Genomic DNA, 23952 nt, shown 5'->3' with positions numbered 1-23952 from the left:
TTCTCATGAAAAAATGGGCTTTATTAGGCTTATCGTTATCTGCAGCCTTATTAGCTGCTTGTTCCAATCAAGCAGGATCTGAAGAGCCGACGATTGTAACAACCTTTTATCCTGTCTACGAATTTACCAAAGAAATTGCAGGGGATGAAGCAAATGTAGAACTCTTGATTGAAGCAGGGACAGAGGTGCATGGTTATGAGCCATCTGCTAAAGCCATTGCGACTATTGAAGATGCGGATGCCTTTGTCTATGCCAATGAAAACATGGAAACCTGGGTGCATGAATTAGAAGAAAACCTTGAAAAATCAAAATCAGATGTCAAGGTCATCTCGGCGACAGAAGGAATGTTACTCCTACCGGGTTCCGATGATCATGACCATGACCATGCGCATGGTGAAGATGGTCACTCGCATGACTACGATCCCCATGTTTGGGTCTCTCCTTACCGTGCTGTACAGATGGTGGAGATTATTCGTGACCAATTGATAGAAGCTTATCCCGAAGACAAGGATACCTTCACTAAGAATGCAGAGGCCTATCTAAAGGAGCTCCAAGCGCTTGACCAAGAATATACAGATACCTTATCACAAGCTAAGCAAAAAAGTTTCGTAACCCAGCATGCGGCCTTTAATTACCTCGCCCTTGACTATGGATTGACACAAGTTTCTGTATCAGGTTTGACGCCTGAGGCTGAGCCGTCAGCAACGCGTTTGGCAGAATTGTCTGAGTACATTAAGAACAATGGCATCAAATACATTTACTTTGAAGAAACAGCTTCTTCAGCAGTGGCTGAGACCTTGGCCAAGGAAACAGGTGTGGAAACAGCGGTTCTCAATCCACTGGAGAGTTTGACAGCTGATGCCATGAAGGCTGGGGAAACTTATATTTCAACGGCTGAAGCTAACCTTGAAGCTCTAAAATTGACAACAGAAAGCGAAGGTCCTGAAATTCAACCGGAAGAAGCCGTAGATACGAAGACTGTTTACAATGGCTACTTTGAAGACAGTGACGTTGCAGACCGTGAGCTCTCAGACTACGCTGGCGATTGGCAGTCTGTCTATCCATACTTGCTAGATGGTACTTTTGACCAAGTTTGGGACTACAAGGCTAAAAAGTCTAATGGAGCTATGACAGCTGAAGAGTACAAGGATTACTATGACATTGGTTACAAGACAGATGTTGAACAAATCAAGATTGATGGTGACACCATGGAATTCTTTGTCGATGGCAAAGGTCATAAGAACACTTATAAGTATGTCGGCTATGAAATCTTGACCTACAAAAAAGGCAACCGTGGCGTACGCTTCCTCTTTGAAGCGACCAATGAAGATGCTGGGGACTACAAGTATGTTCAGTTTAGCGACCACAACATTGCCCCAGTTAAGACCGGTCACTTCCATATTTACTTTGGAAGCGACAGCCAAGAAAAACTGTTAGAAGAACTTGAAAACTGGCCAACCTATTACCCAACAGGCATGAGCTCTTTTGAAATTGCTCAAGAAATGTTAGCCCACTAATCACATGGACACTTCCTCAAAAATGAGGGAGTGTTTTCTTGACATTTAATGTTTACAGTTGTAAACTATAGCTATAGACAATGATTACAAATGTAAACGAAAGGAGTAGCTATGGAAAGAGAAACCATGTCTCAGGCAGAATGGCAAGTCATGCGCGTACTCTGGGCCAACCCAGGGGCGACTAGCGCCCAAGTGATCGCACATTTAAGCAAGGCTTACAATTGGCAGGCCGCAACCATTAAAACTTTGCTGGGACGTCTGAAAACGAAAGACTTGGTCAGAACAGAACAAGTGGGTAAAAAATTTGCCTACTATGCCCAGGTTTCTGAAAAAGACCAGTTGACCCAGAGCTTGAAGACCATACAAAGCAGTATCTGCAACACTAAGCATGTGGACTTGGTCTCCTTGTTGCTATCTCAAGGAGAATTCAGCCAAGTTGACCTAGAGCGGATTAGCCAGCAAGCCTTGGCTCAAAAACAGACAGCTCCAATAGCACTTACTTGCAACTGCTTAGCAGGTCAGTGCACTTGTGGGCAACACGGAGGACATTGCCATGACTGAAAAAACCTTTACCTTAACAGGGATGACCTGTGCAGCCTGTGCTGCAACCATTGAAATGGTAGTCGGGGAGTTACCGGGTGTTCGTGAGGCAACGGTTAACCTTGCGACAGAGCGCTTGGTTGCTAAGACAGAAGATCCTGATTTTGACTGGGGCCAAGTCATAGCAGAAGTTGCAGCAGCTGGCTATGGCGCTAGTGAAAAAACAGAGCGTGGGAAATCGGCTTATCAAGCTGAAAAGGCGGAACGCCAAGCGCGTTACCAAAAGAAGAAACAGGAAACCTTTCTTGCGCTAGCGCTGACAATTCCCTTGCTCTACTTATCCATGGGGACCATGGTAGGCTTGCCCGTGCCAAATAGCTTGTCTCCCGATCTAGTGCCCTTGAATTTTGCGCTGGCTCAACTAGTCTTGACCTTACCGGTTATGTGGCTAGGGCGCGGCTTTTACCAAAGAGGGTTTAAAAACCTCTTCAAAGGGCATCCCAATATGGATAGCCTGATAGCAGTAGGGACAGGCGCAGCCTTTGTTTACGGCCTTTATGCCATCTATGGGATTTCTCAGGGCGAACACCATTTTGCCCACCATCTGTATCTGGAATCAGTAGCAGTTATCATCAGCTTGATCATGGTCGGAAAACTCCTAGAAGCAAGAGCCAAGGGGCAAACGTCACAAGCTATTGAACACCTCATGAATCTGGCCCCTAGAAAGGCGACGGTTATTCGATACGATCAGGTTGTAGAGATTGATACTGAAGACATCCGAGTGGGGGATATAGTCCGTGTCAAACCAGGAGAAAGCATTCCGGTTGATGGGGAAATTATTGCAGGTCAAACCAGTATTGATGAAGCCATGATTACAGGAGAAAGCATGCCGGTGTCCAAGGCAGTTGGAGATACCGTTATCAGCGCCACCATTAACCAAAACGGTAGTATCGATTATCAGGCGACTCGGGTCGGAGAAGATACAACTCTAGCTCAGATTATTCAACTCGTCGAGCAAGCGCAGGGGTCTAAGGCGCCGATTGCTGCGATGGCAGATCGCATTTCCCTCTACTTTGTTCCCATAGTGATTGGCTTAGCCCTTCTAGCAGCCTTATCTTGGCTGATTTTTGGAGGCAAGGATATCGATTTCGCCCTTCAAATTTTTGTCTCTGTTCTTGTGATTGCCTGTCCCTGTGCTTTGGGACTAGCAACTCCGACAGCCATCATGGTCGGGACCGGTAAGGGAGCCGAACAGGGCATTCTCGTTAAGTCTGGTCAAGCTTTGGAATCCGCTCATCTCGTGGATACCGTTGTCTTAGACAAGACAGGAACCATTACAGAAGGTCGCCCACGCGTCACCAGTCTTCATCCTCAAGGCTCGTGGACCGAGCAAGAACTCCTGCGACTAGCCGCTTCTAGTGAGGTCGGTTCAGAGCACCCTCTGGCTAAAGCTCTTTTAGATGCCGCTAAAGAGGCGGAACTGGATTTGTTGCCGGTCACCGATTTCCAAGCCATATCTGGTAAGGGTTTAACAGCTCGCTACAAGAACCACCAGCTAGCCCTAGGGAATGCCAAATTAATGGCGCAGCAGGGGGTTGATATCTCCAGTCTAGCTAGTACCGACGCCCTGCTGGCCCAATCTGGTCAGACCCCTCTCTATCTTTCCTCTGATGACCAGTTGGCAGGCCTTATCGCTGTAGCAGATCAGGTCAAGTCAACCAGTAAGGCTGCCATCCAGCAGCTCAAGACGATGGGCTTGACAGTCGTTATGCTGACAGGAGATCATGCAGGCACTGCTCGAGCGATTGCGGCTGAGGTCGGTGTCACCGAGGTGATTAGCCAAGTGCTCCCCGCGGACAAGGTCCAAGCGGTCGAACGCCTACAAGCTAGCGGACAACGGGTAGCTATGGTGGGTGATGGGATCAACGATGCCCCTGCTTTAGTCCAGGCTGATGTTGGTATCGCGATTGGTTCTGGCACGGATGTAGCCATTGAATCCGCAGATATCGTGCTCATGCATGGAAACCTTGAAGACGTACCGGCAGCTCTTAAACTCAGTCGGGCAACCATTCGTAACATCAAGCAAAATCTTTTCTGGGCTTTTGCTTATAACATTCTAGGTATCCCTGTGGCGATGGGCTTGCTTTACCTCTATGGAGGGCCTTTGCTTGATCCTATGTTAGCAGGCCTAGCCATGAGCCTTAGTTCAGTCTCTGTTGTTACCAATGCTCTTAGATTACGCTATTTAAAATCCTAACGAATTCTTTGAAAACAAAAACTGACAAGCACCTCTGTATGGTGATTGTCAGCAATTCCAATCGTTTTATATGGCCTAGAAAAAAATTTTGGTCAAGAAAGAAGGTTTATGATGAAACAAATCCTTACCATTGAAAACATGTCCTGCGACCACTGTGTGGCGCGAGTTACTGATAAATTGAGCCAGCTAGCTGGCGTTGATCAAGTGGCGGTTGACCTTGAAAAAGGGGAAGCAACCGTCTCTACAACTGAAGCCTATACGCAAGAAGAGTATCAAGAGGCCCTAGCTAAAACCATCTATAAAGTCATTGCTGTAGCTTAATGGGTGACCCTCAAAGACGATTATATCTAGTAATCACGGATAAAGTCGTCTTTTTTTTTAATGACAATTTATCGAAAATAAGTTTAAAAAGTATAAAACTCTAACTAAGCAAAAAAGATAGCGCTTACTAATTTTGTGAAATAAAAAAATTTTACAATCATAAAAAGCTTGAAAGTAAGGCTATCAGGGAAGTTAACATACTAACGAAAGAAAAGTTTGTGAAATATTTATCAAAGTGTTTACAAAAACAAAAATTTAGTGTAGAATATAGTTGTGAAATAATTAACAAAGTTACAAAAGGAGTCAACAAATGAGTAAAAAAGCAAAAGAAGTTGCTGTGGCAGATGTTAACCAAGCGATTGATAGCTTGGTCCAAAAAGGTCTTGTTGCCTTAGATGAATTTCGTCAGTTGAACCAAGAACAAGTCGATTATATTGTAGCCAAGGCGTCTGTTGCTGCTTTAGATGCCCACGGTATTTTAGCTCAACACGCCTTTGAGGAAACAGGTCGTGGTGTCTTTGAAGATAAGGCGACGAAAAACCTCTTTGCCTGTGAACATGTTGTCAACAATATGCGGGGCGTCAAAACAGTAGGAGTTATCTCAGATGATCCGATTACAGGTGTGACAGAGATTGCCGAACCTGTTGGGGTTATTTGTGGTGTAACACCAACAACAAACCCAACATCAACAACTATTTTTAAAGCCTTGATTGCTCTTAAAACACGTAACCCAATTGTATTTGGTTTTCATCCATCTGCGCAAGAGTCTTCCGCCCATGCAGCTCAAATTGTGAGAGATGCTGCGATCGCTGCAGGAGCGCCTGAAAACTGTGTTCAGTGGATTACAGAACCATCTATGGAAGCAACAGCTGCTTTGATGAATCACGATGGCATCGCAACAATCTTAGCAACTGGTGGTAATGCCATGGTACGTGCGGCCTATTCTTGTGGTAAACCTGCTCTTGGTGTTGGTGCTGGTAATGTCCCAGCCTATGTCGAAAAATCAGCAGATATCAAACAGGCTGTACACGATATCGTAATGTCTAAGTCCTTTGATAATGGTATGGTCTGTGCCTCAGAACAAGCGGTTATCCTTGATAAAGAAATCTATGATGAATTTGTTGAAGAATTCAAATCTTACCATACTTATTTTGTCACTAAGAAAGAAAAAGCCCTCCTTGAAGAATTCTGTTTTGGTGCCAAAGCAAATAGCAAAAACTGCGCTGATGCGAAATTAAATGCCGAAATCGTTGGTAAACCAGCAACTTGGATTGCGGAGCAAGCTGGCTTCAAAGTACCAGAAGGAACCAATATTTTAGCAGCAGAGTGTGCAGAAGTTGGTGAAAAAGAGCCTCTTACGCGTGAAAAATTGTCTCCAGTGATTGCGGTGATTAAAGCAGAGGATACAGAGGATGGACTAGAAAAAGCTCGCCTTATGGTGGAATTCCATGGCCTAGGTCACTCTGCAGCTATCCATACGAAAGACGAAGCTTTAGCGAAAGAATTTGGTACCCGTGTTCGGGCGATGCGTGTCATCTGGAACTCTCCATCTACTTTCGGTGGTATCGGTGATGTTTACAATGCTTTCATTCCATCATTGACACTTGGTTGTGGCTCTTATGGTCGTAACTCAGTTGGTGATAACGTTAGTGCAGTTAACTTACTCAACATCAAGAAAGTCGGAAAACGGAGAAACAACATGCAATGGTTCAAAGTACCTTCTAAGATCTATTTCGAACGCAACTCTATTCAGTACCTACAAACAGTAGAGAATGTTGAACGCGTTATGATTGTTACTGATAAGTCTATCGAACGCCTTGGTTTTGTACAACGTGTCATTGACCAATTGAACGCACGCAGCAACCAAGTAACGATTCAAGTCTTCTCTGACATTGAGCCGGATCCAGATATTACAACTGTTGAACGTGGTGCGGAAGTCATGAAAGCCTTCGAGCCAGATACTATCATTGCTCTTGGGGGTGGTTCGCCAATGGATGCTGCTAAAGTGATGTGGCTCTTCTACGAACAACCAGAAGTAGATTTCCGTGATTTGGTTCAAAAATTCATGGATATTCGTAAACGTGCCTTCAAATTCCCATCACTTGGACAAAAAGCCAAATACATCGGTATCCCAACAACATCTGGTACAGGTTCAGAAGTGACACCGTTCGCCGTTATCTCTGATAAGAAGAATAACCGCAAATACCCGCTTGCTGATTACTCATTGACACCAACAATCGCTATTGTGGACCCTGCGTTGGTAGAGTCAGTTCCTGATTTCATCGCAGCTGACACTGGTATGGACGTCTTGACCCATGCGACAGAAGCCTATACGTCTAACTTTGCCAATGACTACACAGATGGTCTGGCTCTTCAAACCATCAAGTTGGTCTTCCAATACCTTGAACAATCTGTTAAAACTGCTGATCCAGAGGCGCGTGAGAAGATGCATAATGCGTCAACTATGGCAGGTATGGCCTTTGCCAATGCTTTCCTTGGCATGAGCCACTCAATGGCCCACAAACTTGGTGGTCGCTTCCACACCGTTCATGGTCGGACCAATGCCATCTTGCTTCCATATGTTATCCGCTACAACGGTACTCGTCCATCTAAAACGACAACATGGCCTAAGTACAACTATTGGAAAGCAGATGAGAAATTCCAAGATATTGCTCGAATGCTTGGTCTCCCATGCTCAACGCCAGAAGAAGCAGTTGAAGCATACGCTAAAGCAGTTTACGAATTGGGTGAACGTGTTGGCATTAAGATGAACTTGAAAGCACAAGGGGTTGATGAGAAAGAACTTAAGAAATACTCTCGTGAATTGGCTCTTCTTGCTTACGAGGACCAATGTTCTCCAGCCAACCCACGTTTGCCAATGGTTGATCATATGCAAGAAATCATTGAAGATGCTTACTATGGTTATGGTAAACGCCCAGGCCGTCGCAAATAATAGGTGACTCCACTAGTCAGACCTTAGTCTGGCTAGTTTTTTGTTTGATGTCACTTTACTAAAAACGATACCAGTATCTTAATCAGGTGATTTTTGGTATAATAAAAAGAAAATCTTGGAGATGACTATGAACGAAATTGCTGTTGCTTGGACCCTTGTAAAAGAAACGTATGCCCCTGAAGATGCGGTGAAACTGTTGCTTCCTGAAGAAGAAATTATTGCAGCTTTCAAAACGGTTAAGGACATTGCTATTTTTACAGATAAGCGTTTGATTATCAAAGATAGTCCGACCTTGGCCCCTAAAAAAGTAGAAACCTATGTCTTACCCTATCGGGCTATTCAAATGTGGTCTGGTGAGAATGGGAGACTCTTTTTGGATTCAGGTTCTGAAGTGGAACTTTGGACCACGATTGGACGGATTAAGATTGGTCTGAAAAAGGATATTGATTTGCAAAAGTTTGAGCAACTTTTATCAAGAGTAATCGTTGGTTAATGTGTGTAAATTTACTAAAAGAATCTCGGAGTTATCTCTAAGAGGTTCTTTTTTGGTTCGGAAATAGGATAAAAACGCTATCAAAATAAAAGGTTGGCGTTATTCCTTACAAAATTATGGTAAAATAGTAAAAAAGCTTTGAAGAGGGTACTCCTATGACACTAACATATCAATCAACTCGAGATGCCAATAATATTGTGACAGCCAGTCAGGCTATTTTACAAGGACTTGCTAATGATGGCGGGCTTTATACACCAACAAGAATGCCAGAGGTCGATTTGGACATGGCTGTCTTGAAAGATGCTTCCTATCAGGAGGTGGCTAAGCTTATTTTATCTGCCTTTTTAGATGATTTCACGAGTGAAGAGCTGGACCACTGCATTGCCTCTGCTTATGATGACAAATTCGATACCGATCTGATTGCGCCTTTAGTCAAAATTAGCGACGATCAGTACAATTTAGAGCTTTTCCGTGGCTCAACAATTGCCTTTAAGGATATGGCCTTGTCTATCTTGCCTCACTTGATGACAACGGCCGCCAAAAAACATGGCCTAGACAAGAAAATTGTCATCTTGACAGCGACATCAGGAGATACTGGAAAGGCAGCCATGGCTGGATTTGCAGATGTTCCAGGAACTGAAATCATTGTTTTTTATCCGCGTGACGGGGTCAGCAAAGTCCAAGAATTGCAAATGACCACTCAAACAGGAGAAAATACGCACGTAGTCGCTATTGACGGAAACTTTGACGATGCTCAAACCAAGGTTAAGGAAATGTTTAACGACAGTGCCTTGCGTGACAAACTAGCAGTCAATGGCTTCCAGTTCTCTTCAGCTAATTCAATGAATATTGGTCGCTTGGTGCCACAGATTGTCTACTATGTTTATGCCTACGCCCAACTGGTTAAGTCAGGAGAGATTGTAGCAGGTGAGGCCCTTAATTTTGCGGTGCCAACAGGTAATTTTGGGAATATCCTAGCAGCCTTTTACGCCAAGCAAATAGGATTGCCCATTGGTAAATTAATCTGTGCTTCCAATGAAAACAATGTGCTGACAGATTTCTTTAACACAGGAACTTACGACAAAAAACGGGATTTCAAGGTGACCTCATCACCTTCTATGGATATTTTAGTGTCTTCTAACCTTGAACGCCTGATTTTCCACCTAGTTGGTAACAACTCTGAGCAGACGCTAGAATTGATGACCGCTCTTTCTGGAGAAGGGCAGTACAGCTTAGGCGATGTGGATCGTGGGATTTTAGACCTTTTTGCGGCGGATTTTGCCACTGAAGCAGAAACGCTGGCTGAAATCAAACGTGTTTATGATGCTGCTCTCTATGTTGAAGACCCACACACTGCTGTAGCTTCTGCTGTCCATCAGAAATATAAGGCTAAAACAGGAGACCAGACGAAGACAGTTATTGCTTCTACGGCCAGTCCTTATAAATTCCCAGTAGTGGCTGTTGCAGCGATTACAGGAGAAACAAATTTAACAGACTTTGAAGCCTTAGAGCAATTACATGCCATTTCGAAAGTGGCCTATCCAGCAGCTGTTGACGGACTTGAGACAGCGCCGGTACGTCACAAAACAGTTGTTTCCGTTGCAGATATGCAAGGAGCGGTTGAACGTTATTTGACCATTACAGATTAAAAAAGGAGGGACGGGAAGAGATTTTCTATGACTTACCAAAGAGAGTTGAAGGCCATTGCTTTACCCGTCCTCATTGAAAATAGCTTGCAGGCGCTAATGACGCTGGTAGATACCTATCTGGTTTCCCAACTGGGTTTAGTCGTGATTTCTGGAGTAGCCTTAGCAGGAAATATTCTTGCGATCTATCAAGCTCTATTTATAGCGGTAGGAGCGGTTGTATCTGCAGCGATAGCGAAGTCTTTTGCTCAAAAAAAGGAAAACGAACTTCTCCATCTCAGCCAGATGGCTATTCAATTAACCTTATGGCTGAGCTTAATTCTGGGAGTTTTATCTTTAGGGTTTGGTGAAAGTATATTATCCCTTTTAGGGGCTGGGATGGCGGTTAGTCAGTCAGGTGGTCAGTATCTGGCAATCGTTGGTGGAGCAAGTCTTAGCTTAGGCCTGATGGTCTGCTTAGGCGCAATGCTCAGGGCTCAAGGCCAGACCAAGTGGCCCATGGTTGTCAGTTTCTTTGTCAACGCTTTAAACATTCTCTTATCGGGATTAGCAGTGTTTGTCTTTCATTGGGGAGTGGCAGGTGTTGCCTTAGGAACTGTTATAGCACGGTTTATAGGTGTCGGTCTCTTGTGGCATCGCTTATCGTATCGTCCAAAACGGTTGAATTTCCAGGTTGATCAGCAGTTATTGCACCAAGTTTTTCCGGCTGCAGGAGAGCGCCTCATGATGCGTGCGGGCGACTTAGTTATGGTGGCTATAATTGTCCAGTTAGGGACAAGGGTCGTTGCAGGTCATGCTATTGGGGAGACGTTGATACAGTTTAATTATTTACCAGCTATGAGTGTGGCTGTTGCAACGGTTATTTTATCAGCTCAAGCACACGGCCAACAAGATGTTCAGCTCTTAGACGAGATTCGAAAGGCGAGTTATTGGTTGGCTTTTCGGCTAGTAGCCCTGGTATCAGGGACGGTCTTGTTTTTGAGTCCTTGGTTGATTCGCCTCTACACACTTGATCTTCAAGCGATTGCGGCAGCTCAACAGGTCATTTGGATGTCTTTTATCGGTTTTCCTGTAGCGACGGGAACGCTTATCATGACGGCGCTTTGGCAGGGTGTCGGCCGAGCTAGAGTCCCCTTTGTTGCCACAACAGTCGGCATGTGGGTGATCCGAGTAGGATTGGGATATCTTTTGACTCTTGTCTTTGGTTTAGGACTTTCGGGAGTATTGATAGCTACGATTGTTGACAATGCTTATCGAGTCCTATACTTAGGTTATCGTTATCAAAAATCATTTAGGAGAGTTTTTCTTGTTAAAAAACCATAAAAATCTTATTTTGACGCTATTCATTTCGCTTATTGTTGTTTTAGCTGTTTTTCGTTATTGGGAAACTGCAGAAAACCTTTTAGGAACCCTCTGGAGTGCCTCACTGCCTTTCATTGGTGGAGCTATGATCGCCTATGTTGTTAATATCCTGATGTCCGGTTATGAACGCATCTACTATCGCCTTATTAAAGGAGAAACAGCGCGAAAATTTTCGCGGCCGATTACCTTGCTACTGGCTTATGCCACATTCTTTATCCTTTCACTTATATTGTTAGGAATCGTCATTCCAGAGCTGGTTGAAAGTGTCCATTCATTAGTGACGAACACACCTAAAGCCGTTCAAAATCTTATTACCGAAGTTCAACACAACCGATGGTTAAACCGCTTCTTAACCGAGTATCTCGGTTCAAGTACCTCTAGCGAAATTATTGATAAAGTCAATGCTTACACAAATGATATTTTAAGTGGTGTAGGAACTTTTCTATTAGGTCTTTTATCTTCAGTGACCAATGTCTTTTCAGCCCTTTTAAATATCTTAATGGCTCTTATCTTTTCCGTTTATGTCCTTGTGAGTAAGGAAGAGCTTGGGCAACAGATTCGTCGCCTGATCAAGGCTTATTTACCAAGTCTATATGAGCCTTTTGAAAATGTCCGTCAGGTCTTTCATGAATCTTTTCGGAACTTCTTTTCGGGTCAAATCACAGAGGCTGTTATTTTGGGAACGCTAGTCTTTCTAGGGATGACACTCTTTAAATTCCCTTATGCGTCAACCATTGGGATTTTGGTTGGATTTACCAATATTTTCCCTATTATCGGGGCCTATATCGGTGGCATTATCGGGATGATTCTAGTCATGACCCAGTCCTTTAATCAGGCCTTATGGTTCGTCGTCTTTATCGTTGTCTTGCAACAAATAGAGAGCAATCTTATCTACCCACGAGTGGTCGGGAACTCTGTTGGACTACCAGGCATGTGGGTGATTGTAGCCGTTACAGTTGGAGGCGCCTTGGGCGGTATTTTTGGCATGTTGGTATCGGTTCCCTTCTTTGCATCGCTTTATAAGTTAATCCGTCAAAATGTCCTATGGCGTGAAAAGCAACAATTATTGGAACAGGAGGAAGGTTCATGACGACCCTAATCTGGGATTTGGACGGCACGCTCTTTGACTCCTATAAGGCGATTCTGGCAGGGATTGAGGAGGCTTATGCCCACTATGGTCTAATCTATGATCATGAAGCGATTAAAAACTTCATCTTAAAAGAATCTGTCCATGCTCTCTTTGAGCGTGTGGCGCAGGAGAACAATTTGGACTATGATGCCTTTAATGCGGCGCGTGCTGAGCACCTCACGACCCACAATCACTTAGTTAAGCTCTTGCCAGGAGCTAAGGAAATTCTAGAGTGGGCCCATCAAGAAGGCTTTTCTCAATTTATCTTTACCCATAAGGGGCACAATGCCCACCGTTTGCTAGCGGATTTGGGAATTGCTCACTACTTTACAGAAGTGGTAACAGGAGATGATGGCTTTAAACGAAAGCCCGACCCAGAAGCACTGAACTATCTGGCAGACAAGTATGGCTTTGAAAAAGAAGACGCCTATTATATTGGTGACCGCCAGTTGGATGCTGAGTGTGCTCGAAAGGCTGGTGTCAAGAGCCTTAATCTCACGGTAGAGACGAATAGCTACAACCAACATATTCCAGATTTACTGGCTGTAGCGCAGCATGTCCAAAAAAAATAAAAAAAGTTGTCAAGTAACTTTACTTTACAAAAAAGATGTGTTATCATGGTTAAGTTGATGAAAATCAAAGACATTAACTTTTAAAGAGGGCTGAGCGCGAAACGGTGAGTTTTGCCTATGACTGGCCCAACCAATCTAACGGAGGAAACAAACAATGGCAGTACCTGCACGTCGCACATCAAAAGCGAAGAAAAACAAACGTCGCACTCACTACAAATTGACAGCTCCAACTGTAAAATTTGACGAAACAACTGGTGATTACTCACGTTCACACCGTGTATCTTTGAAAGGATACTACAAGGGACGTAAGATCGCTAAAGCTGGCGAATAAGAAGGAGGAGTCAAATGCGCGTAAATATTACACTTGAACACAAAGAATCTGGTGAACGCTTGTACCTCACTTCAAAAAACAAACGTAACACCCCAGACCGTCTTCAATTGAAAAAATACTCACCAAAATTGCGTAAGCATGTCGTGTTTACGGAAGTTAAGTAGACATTCAATACACGTCAGTTGACGGTGAAAACCTTGATTTAAAGCAATTCTTGAAATTCCAAATTTCAATAGATTGCAGTATAAATCAACTGAATGACTACATTTTTGACTACATTTTTTGTGAAATAAACAAGAAGTTCGGATATACAAAAAGCACCCTAACACAGTGTTAGGGTGCTTTTTATATGCTGTAATTTTAACGTCCTACATTTATAATTGCTTCAAATAGCTGTAAATATTCTTTCCGTTTTTCATCAGGAACTAGAAGTAAACTCTTTTTAAATTTTTCAAACGATGGATCAAGAATATCTATGCCAGATTCTTTTTCATAATCCATGAAAAAATTCTCTACTGAAAGATTAAATGCTTCAATAATTTTTTCAAGTGTATTTATCTTTATATTTGAACGTTCTCCTCGCTCAATCTTAGCAATAGACGAAATATCTATATTTGCTATTTCTGCTAACTGCTCTTGTGTTAGTCTGTATTCTCTACGTAATATTCGAACACGTTGTGCTACATATTGATCTAAAGCCACCAGCTATCCTCCTATTATTTATAGAATATAGGTTTTAGAGGATAGTTTAAAGAGTATATAAGGACTAAGAACCTCTCCTTTAGAGGATTTTTGTGCTATAATAGTTAATAACCTAATAGCAATCCGTAGGATATGTAGAATTGGGAAGTAAAATATAGAAAAAGAGGAAAATAGAATGTTTTGTCCAAAATGTGGAACTCAAAATAATACTGACAATAAATTTTGTATGTCGTGCGGTCATATACTTCATATCCAACAATCCACCAATTCAAATTATAGCGGTAGTTCACAACCAAAACTAGGTTCGCACCCCGACTTTTATACTTATTTATGCGTGGGGTTAAATTTGTTAGTAATATTTATGAAAAATAGCAATCCAGGTTTTGCTTTCATTATATCAATTGGTGCAATCATAGCGGGTATTCGTGGTTTGAAGCGAACAACGAATCCATCCTTGCACCGCATCGTTCTATTGATTACTCTTGTTATAGCATTCCTAGGTTTTATTTCCATATCTACTGGTGGTTGGTAAGGAGTATTAATGATGTCATTTTTAGAAGAACTTTCAGCTAAGCTTACAGATGTAAAAAATATTGCAAGCCAGAAAACTCATGAATTAACACAAACTGTCAAAAATCAAAATGTCATCCTGCAAGAAAAGCGCAAACAAGATACTTTATTTCAAAAATTAGGATCTGCATACTATGAAAAATATAGAGATGTAAGTGACAATGAATTCCAGGAACTTATCTCTCAGCTCATTATATGTGAGCAAACAATTCAATCTTTAACTATAGATATCTCTTTAAAAACCGAGCAATGTAAATCATGTGAGAAGTTTATTGAGAAAGGTTTAACATTTTGTCCACACTGTGGATTGAATCTTCATCATTCAGCGGATGAAAATTCAATAGAGGTAGTAACTTCATCCGTAGCTGTTACAGCTCGAGAAACTATTGATACAGTCAATAAAAGTTCTGAATTTTGTACGAATTGTAGCTCTATTTTAGCTGATGGAGCACTATTCTGTGTAGAGTGTGGAAATAGGATATAGAATAATTAGAAAGAGATAGAAGAACTCAAGATACTCATTATCCTTATAGTTCAGTAAGCCCGCAACAGAGTATATGGTCTGTTGCGGGCTTTTTGTTATACAACTGATTAAACCTTATAGAATTATTACCAGTATGACATTCTAGCTCTTACCTCATAGCTAGTTCACTTCACTTGTATTCTAAAAGCGACTCATAAAATACTTCTGACAAACATTACTCAAAAATTCCTCCAGGCATTTTTTTATTTCCACGTGATTATGGCATACTAATCATGTAACTCAGATATTCTAAAGATATGCAGGGCATCAACAAATATGTTGATGCCTTTTTTGCGTTCTCTTGGGATTTTGGATTACAGAAATAATTTTTTGGAGGAACCCAAATGTACAAAAAAGTTGCAGAACGCCGTGAGCGAAGAATTGAGGAAGCCGCAAAAGCTAGTGATTGGAAAGAAGTAACTCATCTTCTTGAGCAGGAACAGAGGAATGCCGAACGTCGTGACCGTTATCACAATAAAAGAAGTCTAGAAGAGAATATTTATCTAAATAATGGTAAGCAACGTGAACGCCATGAGTTAGTTGCTAGTTCCAGTCTGAATCCCGAAGAGGCACTAACTCTGAAGGAATTAAAGCAGGACATTCAAAAAGCTAAAGAAACCCTTTCACCTATTGACCGTGATATTGTCGAAATGATTGCTGAACAAAGGCTCAGCTATAGAGCAACAGCTCGCTATATCTCCGAACATCACCAGAAAATGAGTGATCTAACCGTCAAATCCCGCTACCTTAAAGCACTTAAAAAATTAACTCCTCTTTTAGCAGATTATAGCTAATCCCTACAATCCAGTGTTCACGCAACACTGGATTTTTATGAGATAAAAATTTTTTTCAAAGAAACTTTGCATTTTGGGTTCTCATTCTCCTTAGTAACGAGGAGGTGATTAGACAACCCAGTAATCAAGTCCAGCTCATGACCTCAAACCGAGCATGTCGTATTCACTTATTTTCCATAATATAGGAGGAACTGCTCTATGGCATTCAAAATGAAAACCACAAAAAGTGGTTATACAACTACATTGGCTGATAATATCATCAATCAGAATCAACCAATATATTCTATCAGTACAGAATTGGAACCGCAACAACGGTTCAAGGATGGAAAGCCGACTGGTGAAATTATCGCTTACAAGGCAACCTTTATCCAAGAGGGGCTTGAACCCTTCCAAGTTAAATTTGAAAACAAGGTCAAACTTCCTGATTTTCTGAGCTTGGTTGAATTCGATAACTTACAAGCCGTTGAGGTTCGCTACAACGTTTACTTCAAAGCTGATAGCATCAAGGAGGTTAAATAATGGTATCTAAAAGTGATACCGTCTTGCAATCCTATCTGCTCCAGAGTCTTAACATGGCTCTCGGAGCTTTGATGCAGGGCGAAACAAGCTATACTAATAGCTTCAATATCGTAATTCAAGAAGATGGCTTCATCTTTATTCCTAGGCTTCCTTGCGCCTATATCCTAGATGATGACCTCTACAATAAAATCTTCTTGATAGCTAACGCATCTCTATACCCTCACTACACACTTCTGAAACAGAATGCCACTTATTTTGTCCCACTCAAGACTGATGACATCCATGTTCAGCGTGGACTCTACTTTCCTTGGAAAAAGGGGATTTCAGAACGCTTAGTCATTCCTGATTTGGATAGCTTTTCAGCTAGCTTAACTCAGGGAAAAATTCCTATCATGAAGAACTTTGAACTCAATTTAGATAAAGTTAATCATTGGGCTATTGCTGGAACCTCTGGTTCTGGGAAATCGTACGCTCTCACTTACTTCCTAAGCGTCCTAAAACATATGTCTGACTTAATTATCATTGACCCAAAATTCGATACCCCAAGTCGTTGGGCAAGAGAAAATAAAATTGCTGTTATCCACCCAGTAGAAAACCGCTCAAAATCAGACTTTGTCTCACAAGTCAATGAGCAATTAAGCCAATGTGTCACCCTCATTCAGAAACGACAAGCTATCTTATATGATAACCCCAACCATCAATTTACCCATCTAACCATTGTTATTGACGAAGTACTCGCTCTATCAGAGGGAGTCAATAAGAATATTAAAGAAGCCTTCTTCTCTCTGCTCTCACAGATTGCCTTGTTGGGTCGAGCTACCAAAATACATCTCTTCTTGGTGAGTCAGCGATTCGACCACACTACCATTCCAATCTCCGTAAGGGAACAGATGAACGTAGTAATTCAGATAGGCACCATCAACTCGAAGACGACCCAATTTCTCTTCCCTGACACTGATATAGAAGGTATCGTTATTCCGATAGGTCACGGCACAGGATTAATACAAGTTATCGACAACGAACACCCATATCAAGTCCTACCCCTACTCTGTCCAACATACTATACAAAGAAAGGTATTTTGTAATGAAAAAATCTTTCTTTCAAAAAACATATAATGTAAATTTCCGGCTACTAGAATTCATCGGGCTACTCTGGTTTTTATCATTTGTCTCTTTCGTAATCCCTTTTGGGTTCCATGCAAGTATTTTTAATAGAAAAGTAATCATCAATATTCAAGAAATTTCAACAAAAGTTACTTTGGTACTTTTGTTACTGTCTCTAGTTCTATTGGTCATCTTATCAATTCTTCTTTCAATCGAAATAGTACATCGATTTTCAACAGACAGTCTTTCTAATTTCATTAAATCAATACAACAGACCAGCAAATTACGACAATTTCTTATACAGATTGAAGCACCTTCTTCTATCCATAATCGCTTCTTAAATACTGCATATCCTACCGTGAGTAAAGATTTTAACAAGATTACTCATTTATGTACGGTCGATAAAAGAAAAAATAGTATTTTAGTCTTTTTGAAGTATCCAAAGACGCAACAAGCACAGCAACTCTTTAAAGAAATGGAGGAACATATCAAAGAAGAAATTTCAAATTATAACCCTGAATATTACTTTTCTGCACCTACTCGCATTGGTAATAATTTATGGTTTAAGGGCTCAAAACGATAACATCAAGAGAGTATTTGACTGGCGAAGCAACAGTCAGAAAGACTCTCTTGCAACCCTAATCTTGATTCAATGGGGTCACTACGACCCCCATTGAATCAATAATCAATAATCACAAAAAGAGGTATAGTAAATGACAAAACAAATAGTAGATAACACAACGGATCAAGAAATGATTACTAAACAAGCACTAGATAATTCAAAGAATATCCAAAATTGGAGCATACAGCGTTCAAATAAATGGACTTTCATCCTTTATCAGGATAGCGCTCCTGAAAATTTTATTGAAATTTTAGACGCTCTACACATCCCTTATATCCTTAGCCCTTGGCATGATAAAGATATTAATAAAGAAACCGGAGAACTCAAAAAGATGCACCGGCATGGAGCCTTTTTCTTTGATTCTCTTAAAAGTAAACTTCAGGTAAGTAGGTTGTTAGTAGAAAAGCTTAATACACCTGCTCATATCGAAGTTGTCCACTCACCAAAAGGATTGTATGACTACTTTACACATGCAAATGATGAGCAGAAAACACAATATAATATTAATGATATTGTATCAGGCTGTGGCTTCGATCTGGATAAATTTATTTTAGAAAACAATGAAGAAGACTTTTTGGCAAGAGCAATCGATATTATCAATCAGTATGATTTTGTGGAATTTGGCAGCGTGGTCAATTATGCACGTGCGAATGATCCTCTTCTCTTGAAAGCAATACTTCAAAAACCCTACTTTTTTGCGAAACTGTTAGATTCTCTTCGTTATAACCGTCAACAACGTATCAACGAACTGCGAAAAGTAGAAAAAGAAGAGGCGGACACACGTGAGTTTCATCGCCGACAACATCAAAAGAAAAAAGATTCTAAAGAAGAGGAGAGAGAAAGATGAGTTCTCCTGAATTTGAAAAATTAAAACATATCGAACAGTTGCTTATTGGCTTATTAACTATTATGAAACAACAAGAGCACACCCAAAAAAGTAATAGCATTGTTACTCAAAAAGAATTGCTATCTATTCTTCAAATCTCACCTAACACCCTTAAAACATGGGAAAGTAAGGGTTTGAAGCGACTAGAGCCACCAATCGAAGGTACTCGCACCATCTACTATAAGTTAGATGATGTTGTACATTATTTAACCCCTTAAACCCCAAATGTGCTAAAATAGAACTATCACATCAAATGCATGTGAGGTTGTTATTTTAGCCTTTTGTATATCCGAACAAAGAAGGCTAATATGCAAAAAGAAACTATCATTCACAATAATCGAAAGGTAACAAAGACAACAAAAAATAACGGAACTATCAGCTACACTCAACGAGGCGTTTATCTTGGAATTGATAGCAAGACTGGTAAAAAAGTCACTTCATCCATCACTGCCAAAACTTTACGAAGTCTTGACCGAAAAATCATGCAGGCTAGACTAGACTTTGAAGAAAAAGGGGCTACCTTAAAAGAGACTCTTGTCATCAATAATTTTGAAGAACTCGCAGAAACGTGGTTCACTAGCTTTGTAACATGGGTGAGCTCACAAAATACTATCAACCGTGTTAGAGGATACTTAGATACTTATATCATTCCAAAATTTGGTACTTATAAGCCTGAGGAAATAAAATCTGTTGATATTCAAGTATGGGTGAACAAACTTGCTCAACAATCAAAGAAATCTGTGGAATCAGGCGCTAAAAAGTCTAAAAAAGGACATGCCAAAGATTTTGGGGCTGTTATCTATAAATTAAGTGATATCTTCGACTACGGTATTACCAACTTTGAACTCTCTTATAACCCAGCTAGAACAATAAAAATCCCCCCAAAACCAAAACCATCTAAAGAACGTATTATGGTGTTACACGAAGACGATTTAGCAACTTGGTTGAACTATCTAAGCACCTTACCGAATACACGGGCTAATAAACGATTTAAGGTCATTTGTGATACCTTACTAGCTTCTGCTTTGCGTATCAATGAGCTACTTGCAATGACTATTCATGACCTGGATTTTGATAACAATGAACTTATTGTTACCAAAACACTAATGTGGAGAGCTGCCAATAAAAAACTTAGGTTCAAGGGTGAAGTTGTCTGCAAAAATAGTGCTAAAACAGACTCAGGGAATCGCAGGGTCCCCGTTCCTAGAAAAACATTGGAAGACCTTAGGGATTTTCACAATGAAATGAATACTTACTTTGAAAAGCACGATTTACCACCTACAGACCTTATTTTTCCAACTATCTATGGAAATTATATGTGCGATAGAAACGAGCGAACAACACTTAAAAAGCGTCTCTCAGAACTTGGGTTGCCCGATTATGGTTTCCATCTGTTTCGTCACACACACGCCTCTATGATGCTTAATGCAGGTACAAACTGGAAAGAACTCCAAAGCAGAATGGGACATAAGTCAATCAAGACAACTATGGACACCTATGCTGAACTCGCACCAAAGAAAAAGTCTGAAGCTGTTAGTATTTACCTCAGGGAGATTGCAAAACTTACGTCCTAATAAATGACTACATTTTTGACTACATTTTATTAGATATGAACTCAAAAACGTTGATATACCAACGTTTATAGCATGCTGAAATAACACTAATAAACCTTTACGGAAGTGAAGTAGACCTTCAATACGTGTCACTAGACAGCAAAAACCGCCTATTTTAAGCGGTTTTTTGTTTTGCCAAAATCAGTGTATTGCCATATGTTGAGCTTTTATCTCTTTCAATTATCTTATAATGGCAGATTATTTAAGAGGTGTTATGGATGACAATCTTGAAATGACGAACCGATAGATCTTTATCCATTTTACTACTTGTAGCACTAGGGTAGAAAAAACAACTTTTATTCCGCTATATTATATGTGTAAATGTGGGGGTTTACGGGTTTTTATGATACTAATAACTGAGTGAACTTGTCAAAAGCTCCAATTTTGCTTCAATCCAGTCACTCATAGGTTTTCATAATCTTTTCTCATGGCTTTGTAGACAAGATGGGTTAGGTAGCAGTCGTTCAAGGCTCTGTGAAGGGAGCGTTGGTCGAATTGGTAATAGCTTACTAGGTCATCTAAACGATTTCGAGGAAGGCTCAGATAGCGCCTAGCTAGTCTCAGGGTATCAATCATGTCATTTGGGAAGGGCTCGCTAATAAAGCGATAAGAGTGGTCATATAAAAAGTTGACATCAAAATGAACATTGTGTCCAAGGACAATGTCATTCCCTAAAAACCGTTTGAATTCTTTCAGAACCTCTCTGATTTCAGGGGCTCCGCTGACCATGTCATCTGTGATACCAGTTAACTGTTTAATAAAAGGGCTCAGTTTTTCATGGGGATTAATCAGTGTCGAGAAATGAGCATCAGGTTCATTATTTCTGATGCGGATGGCAGAAATTTCAATGATTTTGCCCAGTCTTCCAATTTTACCGTTTGTTTCGATATCAACAACGGTATAGTTAGAAGTAAATAGGAGGAGGCTTTTTCCTTTAAATTCTCTTTGATATACCATCATAGCCCTTTCTTGTTTTTGAGTAGGTATTGTGCCAGACCATCATGAGTTGGAAGTCTCTTGACCACCAAAAAGTCTCAGGCTCGTTTCAGCTACTGGAAAACCAATGATGGTATGAAGATCGCCTGAAATCTTACTGATGAGTCTAGGGTCTAGTTCCTGAATGCCATAGGCGCCAGCCTTATCCAGTGGTTGTTTTTGATGGACATAATCATCAATGACCGTTTCTAATGCAGGGTAATAAGGGGAGAAAGTGACCTCGGCAAGGGTGTAAAAAACATCGAGGTAGTCTGTTGTCCTGAGGCAGACTGATGTGACCACATAGTGGCTTTTCCCTAAATAGGACAGGAGCATTTGCTTAGCTTGGACCAAGTTCGCTGGTTTATTTAAAATGGCGTCTTCAGAGGCGACGATGGTGTCGGCAGAAATGTAAAGAGTACCTTCTGATAAGGGCCGGTTGGACTTGGCTTTAGAAATTTCACAGCAGGTCATAGCGGTGCGTGTTAAAAAATCCTTATCGGCAAAGAGTCCCATAAACTGCTCTTCAATCACGCGTTCATCAATAGTTACTGGACAAATATCTGGGTTAAGGAAGGCCAATAACGCTTTGCGACGCGGTAACGCTGATAATAGGGTAACGTGATGAAAGGGCTGCAAATGGCCCCTTTTTTCGTAATTGTAGACAAAAGACACGGCTATTTGCCTCTCTTTCTTGGGTTAAATGGGCAGACCTTATTTCTTCGGTGATGGGCTCTAAAGTACTGCTGCCTTGTTCTTGGTCTGGCGGATGCTAGAAGTTTTGGACAAAAAAGGCAAGCCCTGTCAGTGATTCTGACCAGATGCCTGCCTTTTTGTTTATCGTTATTTATCAGGGGTTAAAATCATTGGAATGATAATCGGCTCGCGCTCAGTCTTCTCAGATAGGAAAGGTCTGAGGGCATTTACGATAGCACCATTAACTGTTTGAACAGAGGCATCCTTGTTTTTGAGGGCGACACGAATAGCGTTAAAGAGCAGACGCTGACTTTCGCGAATCAGCTCACCAGACTCCCGCATGTAAACAAAGCCACGGCTGAGGATATCTGGACCAGCCAGAATCATCTGGGTCTTAAAATCAACAGTAGCAACGGCAATGACAACACCATCTTCTGAGAGATCATGGCGGTCGCGCAGAACTGCGGCTCCGATGTCACCGATGCGGTTCCCGTCTACATAGATATCTTGAGCATTAAAGTGACCCGAAATACGGGCAGAATCCTTGGTTAGCGCTAAGACATCTCCATTTTCCATGATGAAGGTATTTTCTTTAGGAACACCAGTATCAACGGCAAGGCCAGCATGAATTTTTTGCATGCGGTATTCCCCGTGGACGGGCATGAAATACTTGGGCTTGATCAGGCGCAGCATGAGTTTTTGCTCTTGCTGACCACCGTGACCTGAGGTATGGATGTTGTTGATTTTACCATGAATGACATCAACACCAGCTTCGGTAATGGTGTTGATTAATTTGTTAACACTGGTCGTATTGCCAGGAATTGGGCTAGAGGAGAAGATGACTGTATCACCTGGTTGCAAGGTCACTTGACGATGAGTTCCGTTTGCGATACGGGCTAGGGCGGCCATAGGCTCTCCTTGGCTTCCTGTACAAAGAATTAACACTTCACCAGCTGGGTAATCTTTGATCGCATTTGGCTCAATCAAAGTCCCTTCAGGAACCTTAATGTAACCCAGCTCAATCCCATTGACAATGGCTTTTTCCATGGATCGTCCAAAGACAGCAATCTTACGTCCTGTTTTGACTGCAGCATCTGCCGCCTGTTGGAGACGGAAAATATTGGAGGCAAAGGAGGCAAAGATAATCCGTCCATGGATGCCCTCGATAATTTTCATGATTGACTGGCCAACCATTTTTTCTGAATTAGTAAAGGTTGGAATCTCAGCGTTGGTTGAATCAGACAGAAGGCAAAGCACGCCCTCTTCGCCGAGAGCTGCCATTTTATGTAAGTCAGCTGGCTCACCAACAGGGGTAAAGTCAAATTTAAAGTCACCCGTGCAGACAATTTTCCCTTGAGGGGTATCAATGACCACCCCTAGCGGTTCGGGGATAGAGTGGGTCGTACGGAAGAAGGAAACACTGAGGTGTTTAAAGGTCAACTCAGTATTATGGTTAATTTCGTGTAGTTTGGCGTTTCGCAATAGGCCATGTTCTTCCAATTTGCCACGAATGAGGGCAAGAGCTAGCGGTCCAGCATAGATTGGCACGTTAGCTTGTTTTAAGAGGAAGGGAATACCACCGATGTGGTCTTCATGCCCGTGAGTGATGACGAGGGCTTTGACACGGTTAATATTTTCAACGATATAAGAATAATCAGGGATGACATAGTCTATCCCTAGCAAATCATCTTCAGGGAATTTAATTCCCGCATCAACGATAATAATTTCATTTTGATACTCGATGCCGTAGGTGTTTTTCCCGATTTCACCCAGACCGCCGATGGCGTATACGCCGACTTCTTCAGGCTTTAGGTTAATAGTGGACAT

At 41.5% G+C, this 23952-nt stretch carries 25 protein-coding genes; 21 read left to right on the top strand and 4 right to left on the bottom strand.

The window, feature by feature from the left end; translation table 11 throughout:
- Positions 1–5 precede the first annotated feature (5 nt).
- From ACVRYP_RS03975 to rpmG, 12 genes are all read left to right on the top strand, one after another.
- Entirely contained in the window at positions 6–1517 is a 1512-nt protein-coding gene (locus ACVRYP_RS03975; RefSeq protein ID WP_447467473.1) for a metal ABC transporter solute-binding protein, Zn/Mn family, read from the top strand.
- A gap of 111 nt (positions 1518–1628) precedes the next feature.
- Positions 1629–2078, top strand: coding sequence for a CopY/TcrY family copper transport repressor (locus ACVRYP_RS03970; RefSeq protein WP_447467472.1), 450 nt, complete (start codon positions 1629–1631; stop codon positions 2076–2078).
- The gene (locus tag ACVRYP_RS03965) at positions 2071–4314 is read left to right on the top strand and encodes a heavy metal translocating P-type ATPase (RefSeq protein WP_447467471.1); all 2244 of its coding nucleotides are present in this window, start codon (positions 2071–2073) and stop codon (positions 4312–4314) included. The genes ACVRYP_RS03970 and ACVRYP_RS03965 overlap by 8 nt, the downstream gene beginning before the upstream one ends.
- Before the next feature lie 111 nt (positions 4315–4425).
- Entirely contained in the window at positions 4426–4635 is a 210-nt protein-coding gene (locus ACVRYP_RS03960; protein WP_447467494.1) for a heavy-metal-associated domain-containing protein, read from the top strand.
- A gap of 310 nt (positions 4636–4945) precedes the next feature.
- On the top strand, positions 4946–7588 hold the full coding sequence (gene adhE / locus ACVRYP_RS03955) for a bifunctional acetaldehyde-CoA/alcohol dehydrogenase (RefSeq protein ID WP_447467470.1): 2643 nt from the start codon (positions 4946–4948) through the stop codon (positions 7586–7588).
- Between the two features lie 127 nt (positions 7589–7715).
- Complete coding sequence (locus ACVRYP_RS03950) at positions 7716–8081, top strand: PH domain-containing protein (protein ID WP_447467469.1); 366 nt, start codon at positions 7716–7718, stop codon at positions 8079–8081.
- Between the two features lie 155 nt (positions 8082–8236).
- A complete protein-coding gene (gene thrC, locus ACVRYP_RS03945; protein ID WP_447467468.1) occupies positions 8237–9730 on the top strand; it encodes a threonine synthase in 1494 nt (497 codons plus the stop codon).
- Positions 9731–9757: 27 nt separating this feature from the next.
- Positions 9758–11050, top strand: coding sequence for an MATE family efflux transporter (locus ACVRYP_RS03940; RefSeq protein ID WP_447467467.1), 1293 nt, complete (start codon positions 9758–9760; stop codon positions 11048–11050).
- Entirely contained in the window at positions 11034–12179 is a 1146-nt protein-coding gene (locus tag ACVRYP_RS03935) for an AI-2E family transporter (RefSeq protein WP_447467466.1), read from the top strand. The genes ACVRYP_RS03940 and ACVRYP_RS03935 overlap by 17 nt, the downstream gene beginning before the upstream one ends.
- On the top strand, positions 12176–12790 hold the full coding sequence (locus tag ACVRYP_RS03930) for an HAD-IA family hydrolase (RefSeq protein WP_447467465.1): 615 nt from the start codon (positions 12176–12178) through the stop codon (positions 12788–12790). The genes ACVRYP_RS03935 and ACVRYP_RS03930 overlap by 4 nt, the downstream gene beginning before the upstream one ends.
- A gap of 154 nt (positions 12791–12944) precedes the next feature.
- Positions 12945–13121 (top strand): 50S ribosomal protein L32, encoded by a 177-nt coding sequence (gene rpmF, locus ACVRYP_RS03925; protein ID WP_307122060.1) that lies wholly within the window; start codon positions 12945–12947, stop codon positions 13119–13121.
- A gap of 14 nt (positions 13122–13135) precedes the next feature.
- On the top strand, positions 13136–13285 hold the full coding sequence (gene rpmG, locus ACVRYP_RS03920; protein WP_001265622.1) for a 50S ribosomal protein L33: 150 nt from the start codon (positions 13136–13138) through the stop codon (positions 13283–13285).
- A gap of 196 nt (positions 13286–13481) precedes the next feature.
- Here the strand turns inward: rpmG and relB are convergent, their stop codons facing one another.
- Entirely contained in the window at positions 13482–13823 is a 342-nt protein-coding gene (gene relB, locus ACVRYP_RS03915) for a type II toxin-antitoxin system RelB family anti-toxin (protein ID WP_447467464.1), read from the bottom strand.
- Between the two features lie 175 nt (positions 13824–13998).
- Between relB and ACVRYP_RS03910 the strand changes: the two genes are divergently transcribed.
- The 9 genes from ACVRYP_RS03910 to ACVRYP_RS03870 all read left to right on the top strand — a co-directional run bounded on the left by ACVRYP_RS03910 (position 13999) and on the right by ACVRYP_RS03870 (position 20415).
- A complete protein-coding gene (locus tag ACVRYP_RS03910) occupies positions 13999–14355 on the top strand; it encodes a zinc-ribbon domain-containing protein (protein WP_447467463.1) in 357 nt (118 codons plus the stop codon).
- Between the two features lie 12 nt (positions 14356–14367).
- Positions 14368–14877, top strand: coding sequence for a double zinc ribbon domain-containing protein (locus ACVRYP_RS03905; RefSeq protein WP_447467462.1), 510 nt, complete (start codon positions 14368–14370; stop codon positions 14875–14877).
- A gap of 383 nt (positions 14878–15260) precedes the next feature.
- The gene (locus ACVRYP_RS03900; RefSeq protein WP_447467461.1) at positions 15261–15710 is read left to right on the top strand and encodes an RNA polymerase sigma factor; all 450 of its coding nucleotides are present in this window, start codon (positions 15261–15263) and stop codon (positions 15708–15710) included.
- A 198-nt stretch (positions 15711–15908) separates the two neighbouring features.
- Positions 15909–16229, top strand: a complete 321-nt coding sequence (locus tag ACVRYP_RS03895; RefSeq protein WP_447467460.1) for a hypothetical protein — start codon at positions 15909–15911, stop codon at positions 16227–16229.
- On the top strand, positions 16229–17314 hold the full coding sequence (locus ACVRYP_RS03890; RefSeq protein WP_447467459.1) for a type IV secretion system DNA-binding domain-containing protein: 1086 nt from the start codon (positions 16229–16231) through the stop codon (positions 17312–17314). Before ACVRYP_RS03895 ends, ACVRYP_RS03890 begins: the two co-directional genes overlap by 1 nt.
- The gene (locus tag ACVRYP_RS03885; RefSeq protein ID WP_447467458.1) at positions 17314–17916 is read left to right on the top strand and encodes a hypothetical protein; all 603 of its coding nucleotides are present in this window, start codon (positions 17314–17316) and stop codon (positions 17914–17916) included. The genes ACVRYP_RS03890 and ACVRYP_RS03885 overlap by 1 nt, the downstream gene beginning before the upstream one ends.
- Positions 17917–18085: 169 nt before the next feature.
- Complete coding sequence (locus ACVRYP_RS03880; protein ID WP_447467493.1) at positions 18086–18802, top strand: replication protein; 717 nt, start codon at positions 18086–18088, stop codon at positions 18800–18802.
- Positions 18799–19059 carry a MerR family transcriptional regulator gene (locus ACVRYP_RS03875; RefSeq protein ID WP_447467457.1) on the top strand — a complete coding sequence of 87 codons (261 nt, stop codon included), beginning with the start codon at positions 18799–18801 and terminating at the stop codon, positions 19057–19059. The genes ACVRYP_RS03880 and ACVRYP_RS03875 overlap by 4 nt, the downstream gene beginning before the upstream one ends.
- A gap of 90 nt (positions 19060–19149) precedes the next feature.
- A complete protein-coding gene (locus ACVRYP_RS03870; protein ID WP_447467456.1) occupies positions 19150–20415 on the top strand; it encodes a tyrosine-type recombinase/integrase in 1266 nt (421 codons plus the stop codon).
- A 441-nt stretch (positions 20416–20856) separates the two neighbouring features.
- Here the strand turns inward: ACVRYP_RS03870 and ACVRYP_RS03865 are convergent, their stop codons facing one another.
- From ACVRYP_RS03865 to rnjA, 3 genes are all read right to left on the bottom strand, one after another.
- Positions 20857–21414, bottom strand: a complete 558-nt coding sequence (locus tag ACVRYP_RS03865; protein WP_447467455.1) for a 3'-5' exonuclease — start codon at positions 21412–21414, stop codon at positions 20857–20859.
- 39 nt (positions 21415–21453) lie between these two features.
- Complete coding sequence (locus ACVRYP_RS03860) at positions 21454–22104, bottom strand: Maf family protein (RefSeq protein ID WP_447467454.1); 651 nt, start codon at positions 22102–22104, stop codon at positions 21454–21456.
- 168 nt (positions 22105–22272) lie between these two features.
- Entirely contained in the window at positions 22273–23952 is a 1680-nt protein-coding gene (gene rnjA / locus ACVRYP_RS03855; RefSeq protein WP_447467453.1) for a ribonuclease J1, read from the bottom strand.

The sequence above is a fragment of the Streptococcus rifensis genome, assembly GCF_053203525.1.
Note: the sequence above shows the minus strand (reverse complement) of the source record. Positions and strands in the feature narration are given on the sequence as shown.

Excerpts from the sequence above, each read along its gene's own strand:
- ACVRYP_RS03975 (WP_447467473.1), top strand. The coding sequence starts at position 6 with ATGAAAAAATGGGCTTTATTAGGCTTATCGTTATCTGCAGCCTTATTA.
- ACVRYP_RS03970 (WP_447467472.1), top strand. The coding sequence starts at position 1,629 with ATGGAAAGAGAAACCATGTCTCAGGCAGAATGGCAAGTCATGCGCGTA.
- ACVRYP_RS03965 (WP_447467471.1), top strand. The coding sequence starts at position 2,071 with ATGACTGAAAAAACCTTTACCTTAACAGGGATGACCTGTGCAGCCTGT.
- ACVRYP_RS03960 (WP_447467494.1), top strand. The coding sequence starts at position 4,426 with ATGAAACAAATCCTTACCATTGAAAACATGTCCTGCGACCACTGTGTG.
- adhE (WP_447467470.1), top strand. The coding sequence starts at position 4,946 with ATGAGTAAAAAAGCAAAAGAAGTTGCTGTGGCAGATGTTAACCAAGCG.
- ACVRYP_RS03950 (WP_447467469.1), top strand. The coding sequence starts at position 7,716 with ATGAACGAAATTGCTGTTGCTTGGACCCTTGTAAAAGAAACGTATGCC.
- thrC (WP_447467468.1), top strand. The coding sequence starts at position 8,237 with ATGACACTAACATATCAATCAACTCGAGATGCCAATAATATTGTGACA.
- ACVRYP_RS03940 (WP_447467467.1), top strand. The coding sequence starts at position 9,758 with ATGACTTACCAAAGAGAGTTGAAGGCCATTGCTTTACCCGTCCTCATT.
- ACVRYP_RS03930 (WP_447467465.1), top strand. The coding sequence starts at position 12,176 with ATGACGACCCTAATCTGGGATTTGGACGGCACGCTCTTTGACTCCTAT.
- rpmF (WP_307122060.1), top strand. The coding sequence starts at position 12,945 with ATGGCAGTACCTGCACGTCGCACATCAAAAGCGAAGAAAAACAAACGT.
- rpmG (WP_001265622.1), top strand. The coding sequence starts at position 13,136 with ATGCGCGTAAATATTACACTTGAACACAAAGAATCTGGTGAACGCTTG.
- ACVRYP_RS03910 (WP_447467463.1), top strand. The coding sequence starts at position 13,999 with ATGTTTTGTCCAAAATGTGGAACTCAAAATAATACTGACAATAAATTT.
- ACVRYP_RS03905 (WP_447467462.1), top strand. The coding sequence starts at position 14,368 with ATGTCATTTTTAGAAGAACTTTCAGCTAAGCTTACAGATGTAAAAAAT.
- ACVRYP_RS03900 (WP_447467461.1), top strand. The coding sequence starts at position 15,261 with ATGTACAAAAAAGTTGCAGAACGCCGTGAGCGAAGAATTGAGGAAGCC.
- ACVRYP_RS03895 (WP_447467460.1), top strand. The coding sequence starts at position 15,909 with ATGGCATTCAAAATGAAAACCACAAAAAGTGGTTATACAACTACATTG.
- ACVRYP_RS03890 (WP_447467459.1), top strand. The coding sequence starts at position 16,229 with ATGGTATCTAAAAGTGATACCGTCTTGCAATCCTATCTGCTCCAGAGT.
- ACVRYP_RS03885 (WP_447467458.1), top strand. The coding sequence starts at position 17,314 with ATGAAAAAATCTTTCTTTCAAAAAACATATAATGTAAATTTCCGGCTA.
- ACVRYP_RS03880 (WP_447467493.1), top strand. The coding sequence starts at position 18,086 with ATGATTACTAAACAAGCACTAGATAATTCAAAGAATATCCAAAATTGG.
- ACVRYP_RS03875 (WP_447467457.1), top strand. The coding sequence starts at position 18,799 with ATGAGTTCTCCTGAATTTGAAAAATTAAAACATATCGAACAGTTGCTT.
- ACVRYP_RS03870 (WP_447467456.1), top strand. The coding sequence starts at position 19,150 with ATGCAAAAAGAAACTATCATTCACAATAATCGAAAGGTAACAAAGACA.
- ACVRYP_RS03865 (WP_447467455.1), bottom strand. The coding sequence starts at position 21,414 with ATGATGGTATATCAAAGAGAATTTAAAGGAAAAAGCCTCCTCCTATTT.
- rnjA (WP_447467453.1), bottom strand. The coding sequence starts at position 23,952 with ATGTCCACTATTAACCTAAAGCCTGAAGAAGTCGGCGTATACGCCATC.